The organism is Chthoniobacterales bacterium (assembly GCA_035274845.1).
In the GTDB taxonomy this organism is placed as follows: Bacteria; Verrucomicrobiota; Verrucomicrobiia; order Chthoniobacterales; family UBA10450; genus AV80.
On record DATENU010000004.1, the window covers coordinates 55,553 to 76,371 of the forward strand.

Below are 20,819 nucleotides of genomic sequence, written 5' to 3' on the forward strand. Positions count from 1 at the left end.
TTCCTCGCAGCAACCGTCGCCCTCACCGAGCGACGGAGCGCTCGGTCCACCTACCGCCAAGAGTGACGTCGATTCCCAAAGCGGCCCACAGGGCCGCTGCTACAGAAAAAGCGGGAAAATCTCATAATTGGCCATAAAAATTTCGAACGGCAGCGGTGCGCCGGTGTCAAAATAGACAGGTTAAGGCGATTCGGGCGGCGGCACGTTTCTCGTATTTGTTGTTTCTCCTGCGTGCGCTGCCCGAATCCTTTTTTGGCTTCCTTCTCCCCTCCCAAGCTGGTGAGTTATGGCTAAGCTTCCGGCTGTGATCGAACAGGAACTTAACGCCTTCGGAATCCGCGGCTTCCTCATTGACGCCCCGGATTACGGCTCCCTGCGCAGCCATCGGGACGGGGCGATCATTGTGGCCAACGGCCGGATCGTGGAAGTCGGCGCCTATGACGATCTGCGCAAACGGCAGCGGCCGGTTACGGTACGGTGGCTCGAACGCCCCAACGTGGTCATTTTGCCGGGATTGATCGACTGCCACACTCACCTTCCCCAATACTCGGCCGTGGCGCGCGGTGAGAGCCAGTTGCTACCGTGGCTGCGCGAAAACATTTTTCCGGTCGAGCACGATTTCACGGGCCCGAAAGCGCGCCGGGAAGCGCCGCTCTTTTTCCGCGAGCTGGCCCGAAACGGCACCACGACCGCGATGGTTTACGCCGCCATCTACGAGGACAGTTGCGAAGTCGGATTCGAGGCGGCGGAACAAAGCGGTCTGCGCGTGATCCTCGGCAAAACGATGATGGACCTGGGTTCCTACGGGCAGTTACAACCCAAGAAGATTCTCTCTGTCTCGTTGATCGAGAGCGAACGGCTTTGCCGGAAATGGCACGGCGCGGCGAATGGGCGGCTCGAATACGCTTTCAGCCCCCGGTTCGCCGTTACCTGCTCGGAGAAACTGATGCGGAGCGCCGCGGAGCTCGCCCAGCGATTTGGCGCCTACCTCCAAACCCACCTGGCTGAGAACCGGGAGGAGATTGAAAAAGTGCACCACCTCCACATGGCGGCGCGCGATTATACTGATGTCTACGAAAAGTGCGGGCTCCTCACGCCAAAAACCATGCTCGGCCATTGCATTCATCTCAACGCGCGCGAAATCGATGCGATTGCCGCCGCGCGGTCCGCCGTCGCCCATTGTCCCACCTCGAATCTCTTTCTCGGAAGCGGCCTGCTCAAGCTCGATGAGCTTTTGAACGCGGGCCTGGCGATCGGGCTCGGTTCCGATGTGGCAGCCGGGCCGGAGCTCAACATGTGGCAGGTCATGCGCGGCGCAATCGACGTGCAGAAAGCGAGATGTATTGCCGAACCTCACCTTCCCCGGCTCCGCCCCAGCGAAGCCTTTTATCTCGCCACGAACGGCGGCGCGCGAGCGCTGGGGAAATCCGCGGCGATCGGCACCCTCGATGTCGGCAAGGAAGCTGATGTGCTGGTGGTCGATCTGGCCGCGCTTCTTCCTTACGGAACCACTGAGGTTCCTCTCGCCGACTTGTCGACCGAGGACATTCTGGCGCTTTGCATTTACCGGGGCGGACCGCATGTGACCCTGGAAACCTTTGTGCGCGGCAAGCGCGTTTACCAGGCGGCGAATTCCGCCGCAGCAATATGATGGACGCGACGCCAGACCCTATCTCAATCGCGCTGCGTGAGGACGTGGCGGATGGCGATACGACGACGGAGTTCTTTGTTCCGGAAGGTTTGGCCGCGCTCGGCCGAATCGTCGCGCGGGAACGGGCGATCGTGGCCGGAGTGGAAACTGCGGCCGAGGTTTTTCGACGGGTGGATCCGAAATTGACTGTCGAGGTAAAGCAGCCGGACGGGACTCCGCTGAACGGTGGTGAGACAATCCTCGAAGTGCGCGGCGCCGCCCGCTCCATCCTGACCGGAGAACGGGTCGCGCTGAATTTCCTCCAGCGTCTCAGCGGCATCGCCACCCTGACTCGGCAATTCGTCGAAGCCATTGGCAAATCCCGGGCGAAGATCCTCGACACGCGCAAGACAACCCCCGGCTTGCGCGCCCTCGAAAAGGCCGCGGTCGTGGCCGGCGGTGGCGCCAATCATCGTTTCAACCTCAGCGACATGGTCCTGGTGAAAGACAATCATTTGAGCGCCGCGGCGGGATCGGGCGGTTTCGCCGATGCAATCCGCCGCTTACGCGAGAAACACCCGGGCATCCGGGTCGAAGTGGAAGCCGAACGACTCGAACAAGTCCGATCGTTTCTCGAGATCGAAGGCATCGACATTATCCTGCTCGACAACATGGAGCCTCCCGAAATGCGGGAAGCAGTCGCGGCCGGCAAAGGGAAAGTAAAATTCGAAGCCAGCGGAGGCATTACCGTAAAAAATGTGCGGCGGATCGCGGCGACCGGCGTGGATTACATTTCCGTCGGCGCGCTCACTCACTCCGCGCGCGCGATCGATTTCTCGCTGGAACTGACGCATGTCGGAAGTTGATCGCGGCGATCGCCTGATCGCGGCCGAACTTCGGGCGAAGCTGGCAGATTGCCGGATCGGAGGAGAGATCGTGGTCGTGGAGGAAACGCGCTCCACCAACGATCTCGCCTGGGCGGCGGCGGACCGCGGCGCGGCGGAGGGTTTCGTGGTTTTTGCTGAGCGCCAAACTGCGGGGCGCGGCCAGTATGGCCGGCGCTGGGAATCGGCCCCGTATCAGGCTATCGCGATGTCGGTTCTGCTCCGGCCGGCGATGACTTTGCGCGAGTCCCCCCGGCTAACTTCACTCCTGGCAGAGGTGATCGCGGCCACGGTCACGCAAGCGACCGGTTACCCTGCTGTCATCAAGCCGCCTAACGACGTCTATGTGGAGGGGCGCAAGGTGGCCGGCGTGCTCGTCGAAGGCCGAACGGCCGGCGACGGAGGTTATGTGGCCGTGGCCGGTATCGGAATAAATGTAAACCAGGACATCGACGATTTTCCGCCCGAGTTGCGCGCGACCGCGGCATCGCTCGCAATGATAACTGGAAAGAAAATTTCGCGCGCAAGACTTGCCATCGCATTACTTCAACGGCTCGCGGCGCGAGCCCAACTGTAGCGACGGCGCTCTGTCGCCGTGGAATGGCGTAAATTGCAATTCACGACTGTTTACGCCGACAGAGCGGCGTCGCTACAACAGAATTTCAATTCGCGCCGAACTGCTGAAGAGCGCGCAATTTCTCCAAGGCGCGGCCGCTGTCGATCGCTTCCCGCGCGCGAACCAATCCCTGGCTCATGTCATTGCAAAGGCCCGCCACCACGAACCCGCCGGCTGCGTTTACCAAAGCCAAATCGCGCTTCGCACCCTGAATTTCGCCAGACAAAATGCCCTCCAGGTATCCGGCATTTTCCGTCGCGTCGCCCCCGCGAAGCTCATCGATGGAGGCCGCGGGAATGTTGAGCCAGCGCGGATCAATTAACCCCGAAACGACCTTGCCATTCGCCAACTCGGCCCTCGTCGTGACCCCGCTCGTCGAAATATCATCCATCCCCTCGCCCGTGTCGGTCACCCCATGCACGATCCAGGCGCGTTCGCGCCCGAGACGGCGAAGCACGTCCGCGAAGACACTGGTCAGGCGCGGAGAAAAAACCCCGATGAGCTGCCGAGCGGGCCGGGCTGGATTCAAGAGCGGGCCGAGCAGATTGAAAACGGTCCGGATATTTTCCCGGGCGAGCCGCTTTCGCATTTCCGCGATGGCCCGGTAGGCCGGGTGATATTCGCGCGCAAAAACAAAACAGAGTCCCAGCTTCTCAGCGCATTCCCTGAGCCTGGCGGGCGGCAGGGCAATCTGGACCCCGAGCGCCTCGAGCACATCCGCGCTCCCGGAACGCGAGGTGACCGCGCGATTGCCATGTTTGACGACCGCCGCTCCGCCCGCGGCGAGGACGAACATGATCGTGGTTGAGACATTGAAAAGATCGAGGCCATCGCCCCCGGTGCCGCAGACGTCGATCATTGGGCCGCAAAGATTCTTCGGGTCGATCAGCGGATCGATCGCCCGATCGATCAACTGCTGCACGAACGCGACGATCTCCTCGACGCTCTCGCCTTTGCGATGAAGCGCGATCAGGAAATCCGCCTTGCTGGCGTCGTCCGTCGAATCCGAAAGCAGCAGCGACATCGCATAGTTGATGTCACTCGCGCTCAAATCGAGCCCGCTCCGCAATTTCCCGATGAGCGCTTTCATTGGTAGGGACGCCGCGCTGCGGCGTCCGCATTATGATGCAGCAACGCGCCGGAAGCTGGACGCCGCAGCGCGGCGTCCCTACCAAAGGCGCTCACCCCGCTTTCTCCTCCATCTCGCGCAACCAGCTGCGATAAATCTCCGGGGAAATTTCCGAGGGCTTAATCTCGCTTCGTCCTCCCCAGAAAACGTTCGTGTAGGAAACCGGAATCCCGCACGACTCCAGGTGGCGGTCGATCGCCCGCTTGTGTTCGAGAAGCAGTTCCTTGTCGGTCCCGTGCGCGACCGCCATGATGTTGACGTTCCGAAATTCCGGCCCCGCCTCGCGCCAATAGCAGTGAGTGAGAATGTGATGCCGCCCAACTTCGCCGCCCGCTTCAACCTCCCGCCCAACTGGCACCGCCCAATGAAAAAGCGCGTTGAAACGCGTGACGCGAATACCGCCGGCTGACGGCTTCACATGCTCGAGGAACGTCGAGAACCGCCCGACAACCTTCCGCCCCTGGAGCGATTCGGCGATCTGGAAAAATTCATCCAAAGCAACATCGGCTTCCGCGGCGCGCCCTTTCCAGGGCGACGGCGCAATCTCCGCTGGCTCCAACTCCCGTTTCAGCGCGACGAGCACTTTCCAATCGAGATCGCTGAGTTCAGCCACATAAACCGGCGCCATCGTCGCCGGCACATCGGCCTTGCTCCCCGGCTCAATCGTCTTGCGCCGGACATGCCCCACCCCCAGGGTGAAAATCCCTTTGGCCGGCATCAACCGGAAATGGTCCGCGCCCACGATCTTCGCCAGCAACTCGCCGTGACGTTGCAGCGAAAACTGCCTCGGAACCTTCAAGGTCGTCCAAAGCTTATATTCCGAACCCGCGGTAACGGTGTCGGTCGAACGCAAGACCACGTGGCCGGAAAACGGATCACATTGCGACATGTAATCGAAAGCCGCGTCGACTCTCTCGGGGCCGACTTTCCACGCGACCAGGGCGCCATCCGCCAGATTGGTCGCGAGGAGCGTCTGCCTTACCCGGCGCACTGTCCCCGCCTCCAGCATGGCCCTGATTCGCGCCATGACGGTTTCGACTGGAACACCGGAGCGCCGCGCAATTTCCTCAAACGGTTCGCGAACGAACCCGTCGATCTTGTCTTCCGAGATCGCGAGAATTTTGGCGTTAATCGGATCGTTGTGTTCGACCGGTAGCATCTGCTGCTAGATAGCCATCAGCCGATGCCCTTGTCCATTCTTGGAGAGGCGATTCAGCGGGCCGCCTAGTTGATCTTGATCAACTCGACGTCAAAGACGAGATCGCCGCTGACCGGTCCCTGCCCGGCGTAAGCAAGCGATTCGGGAATCCACAACCGGCGCTTCTCGCCTTCGACCATCAGCTGCAAACCTTCGGTCCATCCGGGAATGACGCGATTGAGCGGGAAGGTTGCCGGCTCGTGGCGGGCATAAGAGCTGTCGAAGAGTTTTCCATCAGTGGTCCAACCGGAATAATTCACTGTTACTGAACTCGTTCTTGCCGGGTGCTCCTTGCCCGTGCCGGTTTTGAGAATCTTGTAGCTGAGGCCGCTCGCGGTGCGCTTTGCATCGTCCGGCGGGCGCTGGACGTCATCGGGGGCTTTGGTTGGATCGGAGGAGACCTCTTTGGCCCCCGGCGCCTTGAATGAAATCAATTCGACATCGAAAACCAGCATGCCAGCGGGCCGGCCCTCCTTGCCCTTGTAGGCCAGGTTTTCGGGAATCCAAAACCGGCGGTTTTCTCCCGCGACCATGAGCTGAACGCCCTCGGTCCATCCCGGGATCACTTTATCGAGCGCAAAGGTGGCCGGCTTCCCTCGCGAGACGGAGCTGTCGAAGCTTTTACCGTCCGTTGTCCAGCCGGTGTAATGGACCGTGACGACATCACTCTTCGCCGGATGGGCGGCGCCTTTGCCTGGCCGCAAAACCTTCGATGCCAGACCGGAATCGGTCTTTTGCGCGTCATTCGGTGGTGCTGCCACATCGTCCGGCGGCGAAATCGGCCAGGCCGAGGGAGCGAGAGAAACACTCAGCAGGAAAGCAAGCGCAGCGATCCCCGATCTCCTTTTCATTTTCAATTTGCCGTCGGCTCGATCAGTCCGAAATCACCGCTCCGGCGGCGGTAGAGCACGTTGACCCGCGCGCTCCGCGCATTCAGGAAAACCAGAAATTGCCGGTGCGACATTTCCAACTGAAGCACGGCCTCATCCACAAACATTGGCTTCACCGGCAGGCGTTCCGTGCGGACGACAGCATGCTCGTGGTGTTCCTCCTCTTCGACCGGCTCGGGATGGAGAACGTGCTCCTCGAGATGCTGCACGATGTCCTTGCGCGGCCGGTGTTTTCGCATCAACCGCGTCTTATACTTGCGCATCTGCCGCGCGACTTTGTCCGTGACCGCATCGATCGCGGCATACATGTCGTCGGTTTCCTCGCAGGCTTCGATGGTGATGTGATTCGAGCAGACCAGGACGACCTCGGCGGAATGCCGGTACTTTTCCACCTCGAGGATGACATGCGCTTCGATGATCTTGGGATAATCGAGGTGCAGGCCCTCGATCTTCCGCGTGCAATAATCATTGATCGCGTCGGTGATGTGGAGATGACGTCCGGTGACTTTGACGTCGGGGTGAGCGTTGGTCGTTATCATGGGGCTCCTTTCGTTACATTTGGAAACGCTCGCCGAGATATAACTGGCGGCTGATCGGGTCGTTGATGAGAAAATCCTTCGTGCCTTCGCTCTCGACGCGGCCTTCGTAAATGAGATAGGCGCGGTCGACGATGGAAAGCGTTTCGCGCACGTTGTGGTCCGTAATCAAAATGGCGAGACCGGATTTGCGGAGATTGACCACGATCTGCTGAACATCATAGACCGCAATCGGGTCCACGCCGCTGAAAGGTTCGTCCAGCATGAGCAAACTCGGTTCGGTCACGAGCGAGCGCGCGATAGTCAGGCGCCGTTTTTCACCGCCGCTGAGGGTGATCGCGGTGTTTTTCGCGATCCGTTCGATGCCAAATTGATGGAGTAATTCATCGCACCGCTGGCGCCGCTCGTATTTGCTCAGCGGCAGGGTCTCGAGGATCGCCAGGATGTTTTGCTCCACCGTCATCTTGCGGAAGATCGATTCCTCCTGCGGGAGATAACCCATGCCGAGCCGGGCGCGTTTATACATCGGATATTTCGTGACATCCGTTCCGGAAAAAATCACCCGCCCGTTGTTCGGCCGGACCAGCCCGACAATCATGTAAAAGCTGGTCGTCTTTCCTGCTCCGTTTGGACCGAGCAGACCGACAATTTCGCCCGCGCGCACCTTGATATCGATTCCGTTAACCACGGCGCGGCCGCCATAGATTTTCACCAGCTGCTCCGTGGAAAGAACAAACTCCTGCGCCCCCGGTTCGATGGAGGCCGCGGCGGGCGGGGAGAGGGCTTCAGTTTGGCCGATCATGGCTTGGGCGTCGCTTCGGCTTTCGGCGCCTGGCGAATCTCCGTCCGGCTGGGGCCGTTGGTCTGTAATTGACCGGTTTCGTTCAAAATCATGACCGTTTCCGGGCTGGTCGCCACGTGGATGTTGAGGCCTTGTTGCACCCGCGGATTGCCCGTCAGCTCAAAGTTGCCGTTCTTCGCCGTGTAAACCGCCTTGTCGGAACGGCCCACCATCCGGCTTGGTTCACCGCCTTCGGTGGCTGGCCTCTCTCGCACCACGCCCACATTCCCTTCCACAATGGCCCGATCGAGCCCTTCGCTTTGTTTGCTGCTGAGAAAAATTGTCAGCTTGTCTCCCTGGATCTGGAAACGCGGATCGGTCACGACAATATGTCCGGTAAAAACACCAGTCGATTTGGCCGAATCGAATACGACTTTATCCGCGTAAATCTCGGTCACGATCGGCTCCTGGCTGGCCGGAGGCGCCTTTGTTTCCTTCGCCTTCTCCTCCGGACTTTTCTCAGGACTCTCTTTTACCTCTTTCGGTTTCGCGGCGGGAGTCTTTTCCGCGGTTTTTTCCGGCACCTTTGCCGGAGTGCGGGTTGAAAGCGTCGCGGGCGCGGAGCCTTGCCCGGAGACAACCCCGGCAAGCGCTCCGAAGCAGAGCACTGAAACAAGGCCGAGTTTTCTCATTCGTGTTCTTCCCGCGGCGTTCGGGCCTTTCCGCGGACTACCATCTTCACATTTCCCGCCAGGGTTCCCTGCCGGGTCAGCATTTCAAACTCCATCGTGTCGCCGACGATTTCGAAATCGGCGCGCTTCACCACGGTGCGCTCTTTTGATTTGAGCACCTGAGTCTTCAAATTCAGCGTCGAAGTTCTCGTGATGACCTCGAGGTCGGGCGCCTGGGTTTCGGGCATGAAAGTGGTAAATTTCACGCCTTCGAACTCGATGTTCTGCTCGTCCAGGCGCTTTGTCACGCCCGCCTCCAGCTTCCCGCGCATCCGCCCCAGAAGGTCGAAGTCCGGGAGGACCAGGCCTTTCGCATCGTGACCGGTGGCAAGGGGAACATCCCTCATGCCCTCCTCCGGTTTCGGCCGTGGTTTCTTCGCCAAAGCCGCGGTCGGCGACGGGCTCGCGGCCTTGGACGAGGCTTTCGGACCCTTCTTTTCCGCGGCGAGCACCGCGCAAGTCAGCAGAGCGAGCACAAAAAAAACACAAGCGGCGCTGGAGATTCCAGCGCGACCGCTACGAAACGGCAGCATGAATAGCTTTTAACATGCGAAGATGCTTCGGCAACTGCTTTAGCGGAATCTGGTTCGGTCCGTCCGACAACGCGCGCGCCGGATTTTCGTGCACTTCCATGAAGATGCCGTCACAACCCGCCGCCATCGCCGCCCGGGCCAGGACCGGCGCCAGCTCGCCATCGCCGGAAGTCGCATCCCCCGCTCCGCCAGGTCGTTGGACCGAGTGAGTTGCGTCAAAAATCACGCGATAGCCGGCCTCGCGCATCCAGTGGAGCGAACGGAAATCGGCCACCAGATTATTATAACCGAACGTCGTCCCTCGCTCGGTGAAGAGGAAATTCCTGTTCCCGAATGCCGTCAGCTTTTCCGCGATATTCTTCACATCCCAGGGCGCGAGGAACTGGCCTTTCTTCACATTGACGGCGCGACCCGTCTCCGCCGCCGCCTGGAGCAAGTCGGTCTGCCGGCAAAGGAAAGCCGGGATTTGCAGCAGGTCGATCACATGCCCGGCGATCTCCGCTTCCGCCGGCGTATGCACGTCAGTCGTCACCGGGATCTTCAATTCCGCACCGATTGCGGCCAGGATCTGGCAACCTTCCTCGACCCCAATTCCCCGATACGACCGCACGGAAGTCCGGTTCGCCTTGTCGTAGGATGCCTTGAAAATGAACGGCACCGACTCCGCCTCGCAGATCTCCGCGAGCTTCCTCGCCATCCGCCAGACGAACTTCTCCGATTCAATCACGCACGGGCCCAGGATGAAGGCCGGCTTTCCGCCGCCGATAACCACCGGCCCGATCTTTAGCGGCGAGCGTTTCATATCAGCTTGGTTCTCGCGCTGGTTATCGCGTCATAAAGCGCAAACGGCAAATAAAGGACGACATAAAAGATCAGGGCGAGCAGGTGCATTTCGAGAAGGTAAACGATCCAGTCGTGGGAGAGCAGATCGAGGAGCGAGGCGGAAGCCGGCGGATGAAGCAGGTAGCCGTAATTCTCCCCTGTCAGCAAATCGACGATGAGCGTGAGCACGAAATAAAGCTCCGACCAGGCGAAGACGCGCACGATGGAAATCCAGTGCGGTCGAAATTTCTTCATGATCATCATGAACGCGATGGCGACCACGATGCCCGAATGGGCAACAAAAAAAGTGACGAAACGAATATCGGGAAACGGATATTTCAGGTCGGGCGTGAGGATGGCCTGAAGGGTTCCGCCGATTCCCCAAAAGTAGGCGACCTCGAGCCAGCGTTCGCGGCCGGTGAGAAGGGCGACCATGATCGCCACCATCGCCCAATCGCAAAGCTGAAACGGAAGGGCCTTGGGCAGGGTGAGCCCGGCGGTCATCGCCAGATAAATCTCGTAGCCAACGTAGTTGACCAGCAGCATGCCGGCGAGCAGGGCCGCGACGATTCGCTCACTGCGCGGCCAGCGCGATTTACGAGTGAACGCGGCCAGCACAAATGGGAGCGTGATGGTCAGGAGGATGACAACCAGGTGCGCCAGGCCAAAGCGCTTGAACACTGGTGCAACGTCCATTTTTTCTCGATGAAATCAACCGCCAGCGAACGCGACAAGGTTTATCGGATTACCCAGAGATTACACGGGATCACGTCGGTGACCCATTCGAGCCGGGCTGGGAGACCCTCGGTGCCGGGATCGTTCGGGACCACCAGCATCATGGCGTCGACTGAATGCACGAAGTCGAGCACCGCATAACCGGTGTTGCCACGAATGCACCTCGCTTCAATCGGAACGTCGGTCGCGCCCGCCGAATCGATAAAATGCTCGAGCGCCATCTCTTCTTCCTCGAGCGTGCGAGCTCCTTCGCTCCCGATTTCGGGCGCTTCCGTTCGCGCCTTCGCCCGCGCCGCATCGAAAGTCGTGTAAAGGCGGACCACAAAAAGCTTCTCGCACTTTTCCAGTTCGGCCAGGCGCAGGGCTTTGTGCAGGGCCGCCCGGCCATGGTCGGAGTATTCCGCCAGCAAAACGATCCGGCAGAATGGCTCCGGCTTTTCGGCGGGCTTGGTGAAAAGCATCACTGAGCAGGCCGCTTCCCGCACGAGACGACGCGCGACGTTGCCGAGAAATTGACGCAGGACCGCTTCCTTTTCCAAAGCCCCGGCCACAATGAGATCGACTTTGTTAGCCCGGGCAGCTTCCAGAATCGCCGCCGCCGGATCGCCTTCCTGGTAATGAATGGGCGAATCTGCCGGCAGTTCGAGCTCGCGAAGCGCCGCGCCGAACTTTTCGGTGGTCGTCGCATCCCGCTTCCCGACGTAGATGAGATGCAACTGCTGGCAAAGACGATCGCGAATCCGTTTCGCTTCCGCCAACACCTGTAGGAAACGGGGCGAAAACGTGCTGGCCACTGCCACGGTCCGATAGGGTGGATCGATCATCTTTTCGCGCCCACTATCTTCCAGAGTTGGCCCGATTCAGCAACTCGCATCGGCATTCGAGGCGAAATGCGAACCGCCGGCGCCGCCGTAGTCCCGCAGCCGCGGGACGCAGACGGGCCTGCCGCGCCGTAGCGGCTTGCGGAGGCGGGTTCGACGTTGGACGTTCCCCTCCATGATTCGACGCGCGATTTATCCCGGCAGTTTCGACCCGGTGACGAACGGCCACCTCGATGTCATCGAGCGAGCCCGGAAACTTTTCGATGAAGTGATTGTTGCCGTGGCGCACAACGACCAGAAGAATCCGCTCTTCAACCTCCAGGAACGACTCGATCTTCTTCAGGCCACCGTCGGCAGACTAAAAAACGTGGAAATCGCGCCGCTCGATGGCTTGCTCGTCGATTTTGCCATGGCCCGGAAAGCCACCGCCGTCATCCGCGGCCTGCGCGCCATCTCGGATTTCGAATTTGAATTCCAGATGGCGTTGATGAATCGGAAGCTCAACGCGAAGGTCGAGACCATTTTTCTAATGCCGAAGGAGGAATACACCTATTTGAGCTCGCGGATTGTGAAGGAAATCGCGCGGCTGGGCGGAGACGTGAGCGGATTCGTGCCCCCGGCGGTCGCAAAGGTCCTCGGAGCGAAGCTATGAAAGTCCATCTCCGCCAAATCCAAGCCGACGGGCTTCATCTCGAGGGCGAGGAAGAATGCATCATTTCGGACCTCGCCGCGGAGGACGTAACTTGCACCGGGCCGCTGCGTTATTCACTCGACCTCGGAATCTCGGAAGGCTCGCTTTGGGTCACGGGAACCCTGACCCAGCCGGTCGAGCTGAAGTGCGTTCGTTGCCTGGAACCATTCCGCTACGACATTGAGGTGCACGCCTTTTCCATTCACCACGAGCTGACCGGGCCGGAAGTGGTCGATCTCGGGCCCTATATCCGCGAAGATATTCTGCTGAACCTGCCGGCGCACCCGCATTGCGATCGCGAAGGCGGGCGGAAATGTCCGGCGGCGACCGTGGCCGCGCCCGCCGCCGAGGAAGATGGCAAGCGGACGCCGGACTGGAGCGCGCTGGATAAGTTGAAGATCGAGAAGCGCTAAAATCGAGGATCGTTACCTCTATTCACTGATCACGATTCACGTTGTCTTTTTCCGATCTCGTGCTTTTGTTCCCGCTCACTTATGGGAGTTCCCAAACGCAAAACTTCGAAGATGCGGCTGCGGACGCGCAAGGCGTCGCATCGCTGGCAGGCCCCTCAGCTGAACAAATGCGCCCAATGCGGAAGCACCGTCGCGTCGCATACCGCCTGTCCTTCTTGCGGATACTACAAAGGTCGGCAAGTTCTCTCCGTGGGGGCGTAAATACGTCCCGTCATCTCGAGCGAAGCGAAAGGGAGTGGAGTCGAGGGACTCTGTTGCAGGTCGAACGACGATAACCGGGGCCCTTCGGCTCCGCTGGCGCCTCGCTCGAGATGAGGAACGCACCATTTTTGATTTTGCATTCACGACCTGAAATCCGCAAAATCCCGCTCCGATGAAAATCGCACTCGATGCCATGGGCGGCGATTTCGGGCCGCCCAATCTCGTAGCCGGTGCGGTCCTGGCCTTGAAGGAGTACCCGCACATCGACAAACTGTTCCTGGTCGGGGACACCCCGCAGATTGAAGCGGAACTCAAGAAACACGGCTGCAACGATCGCCGGATCGAGATTTTTCATGCCACCCAGGTTGTGGAGATGAGCGACAGCGCGGTGGACGCCGTCCGACGAAAAAAGGATTCGTCGGTCAGCCGCGCCGTCGATCTGGTGAAAAAAGGGGAGGCTGCGGCAATAGTGAGCGCGGGGCACACGGGAGCGGCCGTCGCCGCCACTGCGATCAAGCTCCGAACCCTGCCCGGGATCGATCGCCCCGGGATCGCGGCCCTTATTCCGACGGAAACCAATTTATTTGTCTTGATCGATGCCGGTGCGAACAGCGATGCGCGGGCGGAACATCTCGTCCAATACGCGATCATGGGCTCGGTCTATTCCAGGCATGTTCTCGGTTACAAGAACCCCCAGATCGGCCTCATGTCGATCGGCGGGGAAGACGTTAAGGGAAGCGAGCTGACCAAGGAAGTTTTCAAAATGTTGAAACGGAGCTCGCTGAATTTTCGCGGCAATGTGGAGGGCCACGGGCTTTTCGAAGACCCGGTCGAAGTGGTGGTTTGCGACGGATTCGTGGGCAACGTGATGCTGAAAACCTGCGAGTCGGTAGCGGACGCGGTTTTCAAATGGCTCAAGCACGAGCTCATGCGCACCAAAGTCCGAATGACGGGCGCTTATTTGGCGCGGGGCGCCTTTCGGGCGATCAAGAAGAAACTGAATTACGAAGAATACGGCGGGATGCCTTTGCTGGGAGTGAACGGCATTTGCATCATCGCCCACGGAGCGAGCACCCCGCTCGCAATCAAGAATGCGTTACGCGTCGCGGCCGAATCCATTGAACACCAGGTGAACCCACATATCGTGGAGGAAGTGGCCCGCTATCATGAAACGACAACCCCGCTCGAGCCCGCGCTCCGGTAAAACAAACCGGACGGTTTCGATCGTTGGTACCGGCAGCTACATGCCGGACAAGGTCCTCACCAACGCCGATCTGATGCAGATCGTCGACACGACCGATGAATGGATCACGACCCGGACCGGCATCAAGGAACGGCGGCTGGCGGGCAAGGACGAATTGACGAGCGACATGGCCACCAAGGCCGCCCTGAAAGCGCTCGAGCAGGGCAAAATCAAGCCGGAAGAGGTCGACCTGATCCTGGTCGCGACCGCGACGCCGGACATGCTGTTCCCGGCCACGGCCTGCTTCGTCCAGAAGAAGATCGGCGCGAAAAACGCCGCTTGCCTCGACATCTCGGCCGCCTGCGCGGGTTTCCTGTTCGGGATCGAGATTGCCCAGCAATTTATCACATCCCATACGCATGACACCGTGCTCGTGATCGGCGCGGAAAAGCTCAGCTCGATCACGAACTGGACCGACCGCAACACTTGTGTCCTTTTCGGCGACGGAGCGGGCGCCGCCGTCCTCCAGCACCGCGGTCGCGCCCATGGCGTGATCAGCACCCACATCGGCAGCGACGGGCAATTCACCGATATTTTGTTCATGCCCGGCGGCGGCTCGCGGTGCCCGATCACGGCCGAGAACGCTCACATGCACCTGGCCACCATCCACATGACCGGGAAGGAAGTTTACAAGCAGGCCGTCATTTCGATGCTGAACGCGTCGAAGAAGGCGCTCGAGCAAGCCGGCCTGACTACGGATGATATCGCGTGCGTCATTCCCCACCAGGCGAACCTCCGGATTATCGAAGCAATCGCGGACCGTCTCAAGATTCCGCTCGATCGCTTTTATGTGAATCTCGACAAGTACGGCAACACGTCCGCCGCAGCGGTGGCGATGGCGCTCGACGAAGCCAACCGCACCGGCCGCATCAAGCATGGCGATTACGTCCTGATGGTGGTGTTCGGCGGCGGCCTCACCTGGGCGAGCACGGTGGTCGAATGGTAGCCATTGCAGATTGCGGAAGTCAGATTGCAGATTGAACCTGCTGCCAATCTGAAATCTGCAATCTTCAGTCTGCAATGCTGATCGAGACCCACGCCCACCTCGACTACCCGGATTTCGCCCCGGACTTCGATGACGTCCTGCGGCGCGCAACGGAAGCGGGCGTGACGCGTATCATTACGATCGGGACTTCGCTCGAGAGCAGCCTGCGGGCGGTCGCGCTGGCGGACAAGTTTCCGAATGTCTTCGCGGTCATCGGCGTGCATCCGACTTACGTCGAGGAATCCGGGGATGACGTTATCACTCCGTTGCGCGAGCTGGCCAAGCATCCGCGGGTGGTCGCCCTGGGTGAGACCGGCTTGGATTATCATTCATTGCCGAGCCTCGAATTGGCCAAGGCGCAAAAGTCGACCCAGGTATTCTCAAAAGCGCTTCAGACGTCGACAGAGGATCTCCTTGAAGCGGAGATCCATGACGGCGCCTACAAGTCGAAACAAGCCAGCCTGTTTGAACAGCAGCTCGATCTGGCGGTCGAACTGGGACTGAACGTCGTGATTCATCAAAGGGACGCCTGGGAAGATACTCTCGAACTAATGCGGCCGTATACCGGCAAAGTGCGCGGCGTTTTCCACTGCTTTGGCGGCTCGATCGAGCAAGCGAACGAAGTCCTCGCGATGGATCATCTGGTTTCCTTCACCGGCATCGTCACGTTCAAAAACGGCGCGAATGTCCGCGAAGTGGCGACTCAGGTTCCGCTCTGGAAATTTATGGTGGAAACCGATTGCCCGTATCTCGCGCCGGTGCCCTTCCGTGGAAAACGCTGCGAACCGGCGCATACGCGGATTGTGGCGGAAACAATCGCCGCCGCTCGCGGCATTCCGCTGGAGGAAGTAGCGGAAGCCACCACGGAGACCGCGGAAAAGTTTTTCAGGTTTAGTCCATGATGCGCAAGCTCGTTCTCTCCGCGTTCGCCGCTCTTTGCCTCGCTTCCTGCACGACGCCCGATACGCGTCATCGGATCGTCGTCAGCATCCCGGAGCAGCGGCTGGCGCTTCTCGACAACGGCGCGCTCATCGCCACCTACCCGATTTCCACCTCGAAGTTTGCCATCGGCGACGCCCCCGGCAGCCGGGCCACGCCACTCGGCGAGCTCGAGATTGCGAAAAAAATCGGTGGCTCCGCTCCCCTTGGAACCGTTTTCAAGGATCGGCGTCCGACCGGCGAAATCCTCGTTCCCGACGCACCGGGCCGCGACCCAATCGTAACCCGGATTCTCTGGTTGCGCGGGCGGGAAGCCCAGAATGCCAATGCCTACGGGCGTTACATTTATATTCATGGAACGCCCGAGGAACGGAACATCGGCCAGCGCGCCAGTTACGGCTGCATCCGGATGCGCTCACGGGACGTGATCCAGCTTTACGACATCGTCGGCTGGGGCGCGCGGGTCACCATTCTCGACGCTCCTCTATCGGCCGCAGTGCCGTTGGCGCCCGGACCGGGGACGACTACCGCCGTGTCATCCCAATAATCGGTCGCGCTTTAAGGCAGCTGTCCGAGCTGCTCTCTCGCCGAGCTCCGCGATAACAACGCAATATCCGCGTCCACCATGATGCGGACGAGCTCCTGGAAACGCACCTTCGGTTCCCAATCGAGGACCTTCTTCGCCTTGGACGCGTCGCCAATGAGCAGGTCCACTTCGGCCGGGCGCTCATACCGTTCGTCGTGCTTCACGAACTCCTTCCAGTCGAGATCAGCCCGGGCAAAAGCAGCTTCGGCAAACTCGCGCACCGTGTGGGTCTCGTTCGTCGCGAGGACGAAATCGTCGCCGGCCGCTTCCTGCACGATCCGCCACATTCCCTCGACGTATTCCGGCGCATAACCCCAGTCGCGTTTCGCATCGAGATTGCCGAGAAACAGTTCCTGTTGCAGCCCGAGCTTGATCGCCGCCACCGCCCGCGTGATTTTTCGCGTGACGAACGTCTCGCCGCGCCGCGGACTTTCGTGGTTAAACAGGATGCCGTTGCTCGCAGCGAGGCCGTAACTTTCGCGGTAGTTCACCGTAGCCCAATAGGCGAAAACCTTTGCCACCCCGTACGGGCTCCGGGGCCAGAATGGCGTCGTCTCCGTTTGCGGCACCTCCCGCACTTTGCCGAACATTTCGCTGCTCGAGGCTTGGTAAAACCTGGATCGGATGCCCGTTTCCCGGATCGCTTCCAGGATCCGGATCGTGCCGACGCCGGTGACGTCGGAAGTGTATTCGGGAATGTCGAAACTCACTCGAACATGGCTTTGCGCGCCGAGGTGGTAAATCTCGTCCGGCTTCAGCTCGTAAAGGAGCTTCACCAGGTTGACGGAGTCCGCCAGGTCGCCGTAGTGCAGGAACAACCGGACGCCGTTGATGTGCGGATCAGCGTAAAGATGATCGATCCGCGAGGTGTTGAAAGTGCTCGCTCGCCGGATGATCCCGTGGACTTCGTAGCCCTTCTCCAGCAGGAGATCGGCAAGATAACTCCCGTCCTGCCCGGTGATTCCCGTGATGAGCGCTCTTTTCATAAAGTGGTGCAAGTTTTCAACTTGCCCGCCAAGCAAAGCGCAAGTTGAAAACTTACGCCACTATCAATCCGCCTGCGAAACCATCAATGATGCCAGCACTGCGCGCTGGGCCGCAATCAATTCTCCGATCCCTTTTCTTCCCAGCCCCAGCATTTCCTCAAGCTCCTGGTTGGAAAAGGTCGCTTCCTCGCCCGAACCCTGCATTTCGACGAACTCTCCATCTTCGGTCGCCACCAGGTTGAAATCGACGGTTACCGCCTTGTCCTCTTCGTAATTTAGATCGAGCACGGTCAGGCCGTTGAAAACGCCCGCGCTGACCGCCGCGACGAGCTTGCGAATGGGTGACGCCGCGAGCTTCTTTTCCTCGGTCAGCTTCCGGCACGCGATCGCCACGGCGAGGCTCGCGCCGGTGATGGCGGCCGTGCGCGTTCCGCCATCCGCCTGCAACACGTCGCAATCGACCCACATCGTCCGCGGCCCCAGTTTTTCCAGATCAACCACCGCGCGCAAGGAACGGCCAATGAGCCGCTGGATCTCCGTGCTCCGGCCGTCGAGCCGGCCCTTGGCGATGTCCCGCGGTTTCCTCGTGTTTGTCGAGTAGGGCAACATTGAATACTCCGCCGTCAGCCAGCCGCCGGTCACATTTTGTTCCTTCATCCAGCGCGGCACCGACTCCTCGATCATGACGCCGCAGATGACCCGGGTGTTGCCCATGGCCACGAGCACGGAGCCGCTCGCATTGGGCGCGATGCCGAGTTCGAAAGAGATCGGGCGGATCTCATTTGGCATGCGGCCATCAGGACGTTCCATCCGGCAATTGTAGGGCAGAGACCGCCCTGAGCAACGTCGAAGGGGCGCTTCGCCTGCCAACCGAAACTATCCGTTCACCACCCGCCCGCCGTTCGGATGCAGCACCTGCCCCGTCATGTAAGACGAATCGTCGGACGCGAGGAAGACAAACGAGGTCGCCACCTCCTCCGGTTCACCTGCCCGCCCAAGCGGCGTATCGGAACCAAACGTCGCGACCTCCTTCGCGGGGAAGGTCGAGGGAATCAATGGCGTCCAGATCGGGCCGGGGGCCACTGCATTCACGCGGATCTTTTTCTCCGCCAGCGCCTGCGAAAGGGAGCGCGTGAAGGCCACGATCGCCCCTTTGGTGGCTGAGTAATCCAACAGCTCCGGGCTGCCCTGATACGCCGTGACCGACGCCGTGTTGATGATCACCCCGCCTTTCTTGAACTGCGGCATCACCGCCTTCGTCAGAAAAAACATCGCGTAAATATTTGTGCGAAAGGTCTTTTCGAGCTGCCGCTCGGTGACTCTCGTGATGCTCTTTTGCGGATGCTGCTCCGCGGCGTTGTTGACCAGAATGTCGATCTTCCCCAATTCGCGCCGGGTTTGCTTCACGGCGGCCTGGCAAAACCGTTCCCGGCCAATATCGCCCGCGATCAGCACGCACCGGCGGTCCTGGGCCTCGACGAGCCGCTTTGTTTCCCGGGCGTCCCTGTGCTCGTTGAAATAGACGATGGCCACGTCCGCCCCCTCTTTGGCGAAGAGCACCGCGACCGCCCGCCCAATTCCGCTGTCGCCTCCGGTGATGAGCGCGACCCTATCCCGCAATTTCCCACTGCCGGCGTAATCGCTGGCCCCCGATTTCGGCCGGGGCCGCATCTTCCATTCGCGCCCCGGTTGCCGCTTTTGATGCTGGGGCGGCCGCGCTTTTCTCTCCTTAGGCATGATGAAAAATATTCGCTTTTCGAGCGGGGGTCAGACGCTTGTTTCAACGCCCGGCAACCGTGTCGCCCTGAAGAGCGCCCACGAGTCGGCCCGGCGGCCTAAAAAATCTTCAAATTTTGCCAAAAAAGTCGCTTTTCGCGGTTGACGGGTTTTCTTCCATGGCTACGGTGTTGCCCCCGCCTGAAGCGGGACTCCGGTAGTCGCAAGACGAAAGAGTTGGTTCTCGCCTATTTTGGGACTGCAAATTGGAACTCAATTTTGTCCCGGTTTATCGCGTCCCGCCGAGCGGGATGGAGAGATCGGAAAGCAGAATTGGGTTTTTTTTGCGACTGAAACGGGCGGCAACACTGGTTCTTTGAAATCTACATACAGGGTAGTAAATACAACTTTAAGAGCTGAGTCTGAAAACAAGCGGCCGGAGACGAAAGTCTTCGGCCAGAGAGTTTCAGTTATCAAAGATCTCTGGTCCCGCGCGAGCGGGATCGGAACAGATTGATCAAGCTACAAAGAGCACATAATGGATGCCTTGGTGCCAATAGGCGATGAAGGACGTGGCTAACTGCGATAAGCCTCGGAGAGCGGTAAACACGCTGTGACCCGGGGATTTCCGAATGGGATAACCTGAGTGGGATAACACCTGCTCGAGTTCCTGTGAATACATAGCAGGAACATCGCGACACCCGGTGAAGTGAAACATCTCAGTAACCGGAGGAAGAGAAAGCGAAAGCGATTCCGTAAGTAGTGGCGAGCGAAAGCGGAAGAGACCAAACCACCAGCTTGCTGGTGGGGTTGTAGGAGCCCGATGTGGTAGTGCAACGATTAGATGAAGCGAATGGAAAATCGCTCCAAAGAGGGTGACAGGCCCGTAATCGAAAATCCGCGCACGCCTAGGGATTTCCTGAGTAATACGATGCACGTGAAACTTCGTATGAATCCACGCCGACCACGGCGTAAGTCTAAATACTAATTGGCGACCGATAGTGAACAAGTACCGCGAGGGAAAGGTGAAAAGAACCGCTGTGAGCGGAGTGAAATAGTACCTGAAATTATGTGCTTACAAGGTGTCAAAGCCCGCAAGGGTGATGGCGTGCCTTTTGCTTAATGAGTCTGCGAGTTATTGTCAGTGGCGAGCCTAAGTCGTTCTGCGATGGAGGCGAAGCGAAAGCGAGTCCGAAATGGGCGAATTTAGTCGCTGGCAGTAGACCCGAAGCCGAGGTGATCTACCCATGAGCAGGTTGAAGGTTGCTTAACCGCAACTGAAGGACCGAACCCGTGAAGGTTGAAAACTTCTGGGATGACTTGTGGGTAGGAGCGAAAGACTAATCAAACCCGGTGATAGCTGGTTCTCCCCGAAATAGCTTGAGGGCTAGCCTCGTGTGCTGACCTGCGGAGGTAGAGCACTGGATGAACTAGGGCCCATACCAGGGTACCGAACTCAATCAAACTCCGAATACCGCAGGGTGTAACACGGGAGTCAGTGCGTGAGGGATAAGCTTCACGCGCGAGAGGCAAACATGCCAGACCAGCAGCTAAGGTGCCCAAATACCGTTCAGTGGAAAGGATGTGAGGTTGCTTAGACAGTGAGGATGTTGGCTTAGAGGCAGCCATCATTTAAACAGTGCGTAATAGCTGACTCATCGAGCGATCTCGCGCCGATAATGATTGGCGATAA

General features: G+C 59.5%; 23 protein-coding genes and 1 rRNA gene. 11 read left to right on the forward strand and 13 right to left on the reverse strand.

All coding sequences use genetic code 11. The features are described from left to right. The first annotated feature begins 286 nt into the window (after positions 1-286). Genes guaD through VJU77_01385 form a run of 3 tightly spaced genes read left to right on the forward strand, consistent with a single transcriptional unit; the run spans position 287 to position 3,091 of the window. The gene (gene guaD / locus VJU77_01375) at positions 287-1,651 is read left to right on the forward strand and encodes a guanine deaminase (protein ID HKP01987.1); all 1,365 of its coding nucleotides are present in this window, start codon (positions 287-289) and stop codon (positions 1,649-1,651) included. Next, the gene (gene nadC, locus VJU77_01380; GenBank protein HKP01988.1) at positions 1,648-2,496 is read left to right on the forward strand and encodes a carboxylating nicotinate-nucleotide diphosphorylase; all 849 of its coding nucleotides are present in this window, start codon (positions 1,648-1,650) and stop codon (positions 2,494-2,496) included. The genes guaD and nadC overlap by 4 nt, the downstream gene beginning before the upstream one ends. Continuing rightward, positions 2,483-3,091: a biotin--[acetyl-CoA-carboxylase] ligase gene (locus VJU77_01385; protein ID HKP01989.1), complete on the forward strand. Its 609-nt coding sequence runs from the start codon at positions 2,483-2,485 to the stop codon at positions 3,089-3,091. The genes nadC and VJU77_01385 overlap by 14 nt, the downstream gene beginning before the upstream one ends. Positions 3,092-3,176: 85 nt before the next feature. Here VJU77_01385 and trpD read toward each other — a convergent pair whose 3' ends face one another. The 10 genes from trpD to VJU77_01435 form a co-directional block, all read right to left on the reverse strand. Further along, complete coding sequence (trpD, locus tag VJU77_01390; protein ID HKP01990.1) at positions 3,177-4,220, reverse strand: anthranilate phosphoribosyltransferase; 1,044 nt, start codon at positions 4,218-4,220, stop codon at positions 3,177-3,179. A gap of 91 nt (positions 4,221-4,311) precedes the next feature. After that, a complete protein-coding gene (locus tag VJU77_01395) occupies positions 4,312-5,418 on the reverse strand; it encodes an Lrp/AsnC family transcriptional regulator (GenBank protein ID HKP01991.1) in 1,107 nt (368 codons plus the stop codon). A 65-nt stretch (positions 5,419-5,483) separates the two neighbouring features. After that, positions 5,484-6,308: an FKBP-type peptidyl-prolyl cis-trans isomerase gene (locus VJU77_01400; protein HKP01992.1), complete on the reverse strand. Its 825-nt coding sequence runs from the start codon at positions 6,306-6,308 to the stop codon at positions 5,484-5,486. 2 nt (positions 6,309-6,310) lie between these two features. Further along, the gene (raiA, locus tag VJU77_01405; GenBank protein ID HKP01993.1) at positions 6,311-6,886 is read right to left on the reverse strand and encodes a ribosome-associated translation inhibitor RaiA; all 576 of its coding nucleotides are present in this window, start codon (positions 6,884-6,886) and stop codon (positions 6,311-6,313) included. A 13-nt stretch (positions 6,887-6,899) separates the two neighbouring features. Beyond that, entirely contained in the window at positions 6,900-7,685 is a 786-nt protein-coding gene (lptB, locus tag VJU77_01410) for an LPS export ABC transporter ATP-binding protein (protein HKP01994.1), read from the reverse strand. Next, positions 7,682-8,356, reverse strand: coding sequence for an LptA/OstA family protein (locus VJU77_01415; protein HKP01995.1), 675 nt, complete (start codon positions 8,354-8,356; stop codon positions 7,682-7,684). Before VJU77_01415 ends, lptB begins: the two co-directional genes overlap by 4 nt. Further along, positions 8,353-8,928, reverse strand: coding sequence for a hypothetical protein (locus tag VJU77_01420; protein HKP01996.1), 576 nt, complete (start codon positions 8,926-8,928; stop codon positions 8,353-8,355). The genes VJU77_01415 and VJU77_01420 overlap by 4 nt, the downstream gene beginning before the upstream one ends. Continuing rightward, positions 8,912-9,730 (reverse strand): 3-deoxy-8-phosphooctulonate synthase, encoded by an 819-nt coding sequence (kdsA, locus tag VJU77_01425; protein ID HKP01997.1) that lies wholly within the window; start codon positions 9,728-9,730, stop codon positions 8,912-8,914. Before kdsA ends, VJU77_01420 begins: the two co-directional genes overlap by 17 nt. Beyond that, positions 9,727-10,446: a TIGR02206 family membrane protein gene (locus tag VJU77_01430; GenBank protein HKP01998.1), complete on the reverse strand. Its 720-nt coding sequence runs from the start codon at positions 10,444-10,446 to the stop codon at positions 9,727-9,729. The genes kdsA and VJU77_01430 overlap by 4 nt, the downstream gene beginning before the upstream one ends. Positions 10,447-10,487: 41 nt before the next feature. Then, on the reverse strand, positions 10,488-11,309 hold the full coding sequence (locus tag VJU77_01435) for a universal stress protein (protein HKP01999.1): 822 nt from the start codon (positions 11,307-11,309) through the stop codon (positions 10,488-10,490). A gap of 172 nt (positions 11,310-11,481) precedes the next feature. Here VJU77_01435 and coaD point away from each other — a divergent pair, with 172 nt between their 5' ends. From coaD to VJU77_01470, 7 genes are all read left to right on the forward strand, one after another. Beyond that, on the forward strand, positions 11,482-11,958 hold the full coding sequence (gene coaD, locus VJU77_01440; protein HKP02000.1) for a pantetheine-phosphate adenylyltransferase: 477 nt from the start codon (positions 11,482-11,484) through the stop codon (positions 11,956-11,958). After that, positions 11,955-12,410, forward strand: a complete 456-nt coding sequence (locus VJU77_01445) for a DUF177 domain-containing protein (protein ID HKP02001.1) — start codon at positions 11,955-11,957, stop codon at positions 12,408-12,410. Before coaD ends, VJU77_01445 begins: the two co-directional genes overlap by 4 nt. A gap of 81 nt (positions 12,411-12,491) precedes the next feature. After that, positions 12,492-12,671, forward strand: a complete 180-nt coding sequence (gene rpmF / locus VJU77_01450) for a 50S ribosomal protein L32 (protein HKP02002.1) — start codon at positions 12,492-12,494, stop codon at positions 12,669-12,671. Between the two features lie 172 nt (positions 12,672-12,843). Continuing rightward, entirely contained in the window at positions 12,844-13,875 is a 1,032-nt protein-coding gene (plsX, locus tag VJU77_01455) for a phosphate acyltransferase PlsX (GenBank protein ID HKP02003.1), read from the forward strand. Beyond that, a complete protein-coding gene (locus tag VJU77_01460) occupies positions 13,838-14,860 on the forward strand; it encodes a beta-ketoacyl-ACP synthase III (GenBank protein ID HKP02004.1) in 1,023 nt (340 codons plus the stop codon). The genes plsX and VJU77_01460 overlap by 38 nt, the downstream gene beginning before the upstream one ends. 74 nt (positions 14,861-14,934) lie before the next feature. Next, positions 14,935-15,801: a TatD family hydrolase gene (locus tag VJU77_01465; protein HKP02005.1), complete on the forward strand. Its 867-nt coding sequence runs from the start codon at positions 14,935-14,937 to the stop codon at positions 15,799-15,801. Then, positions 15,798-16,385, forward strand: coding sequence for a L,D-transpeptidase (locus VJU77_01470; GenBank protein ID HKP02006.1), 588 nt, complete (start codon positions 15,798-15,800; stop codon positions 16,383-16,385). The genes VJU77_01465 and VJU77_01470 overlap by 4 nt, the downstream gene beginning before the upstream one ends. An 11-nt stretch (positions 16,386-16,396) precedes the next feature. On the opposite strand, the gene gmd is transcribed toward VJU77_01470, so the two are convergent. The 3 genes from gmd to VJU77_01485 form a co-directional block, all read right to left on the reverse strand. Continuing rightward, positions 16,397-17,410: a GDP-mannose 4,6-dehydratase gene (gmd, locus tag VJU77_01475; protein ID HKP02007.1), complete on the reverse strand. Its 1,014-nt coding sequence runs from the start codon at positions 17,408-17,410 to the stop codon at positions 16,397-16,399. A gap of 63 nt (positions 17,411-17,473) precedes the next feature. After that, positions 17,474-18,220, reverse strand: coding sequence for a ribonuclease PH (rph, locus tag VJU77_01480; protein HKP02008.1), 747 nt, complete (start codon positions 18,218-18,220; stop codon positions 17,474-17,476). A 66-nt stretch (positions 18,221-18,286) separates the two neighbouring features. Beyond that, complete coding sequence (locus tag VJU77_01485; protein HKP02009.1) at positions 18,287-19,147, reverse strand: SDR family oxidoreductase; 861 nt, start codon at positions 19,145-19,147, stop codon at positions 18,287-18,289. 494 nt (positions 19,148-19,641) lie between these two features. Here VJU77_01485 and VJU77_01490 point away from each other — a divergent pair. Further along, a 23S ribosomal RNA gene (locus tag VJU77_01490) occupies positions 19,642-20,819 on the forward strand; the annotation flags it as partial.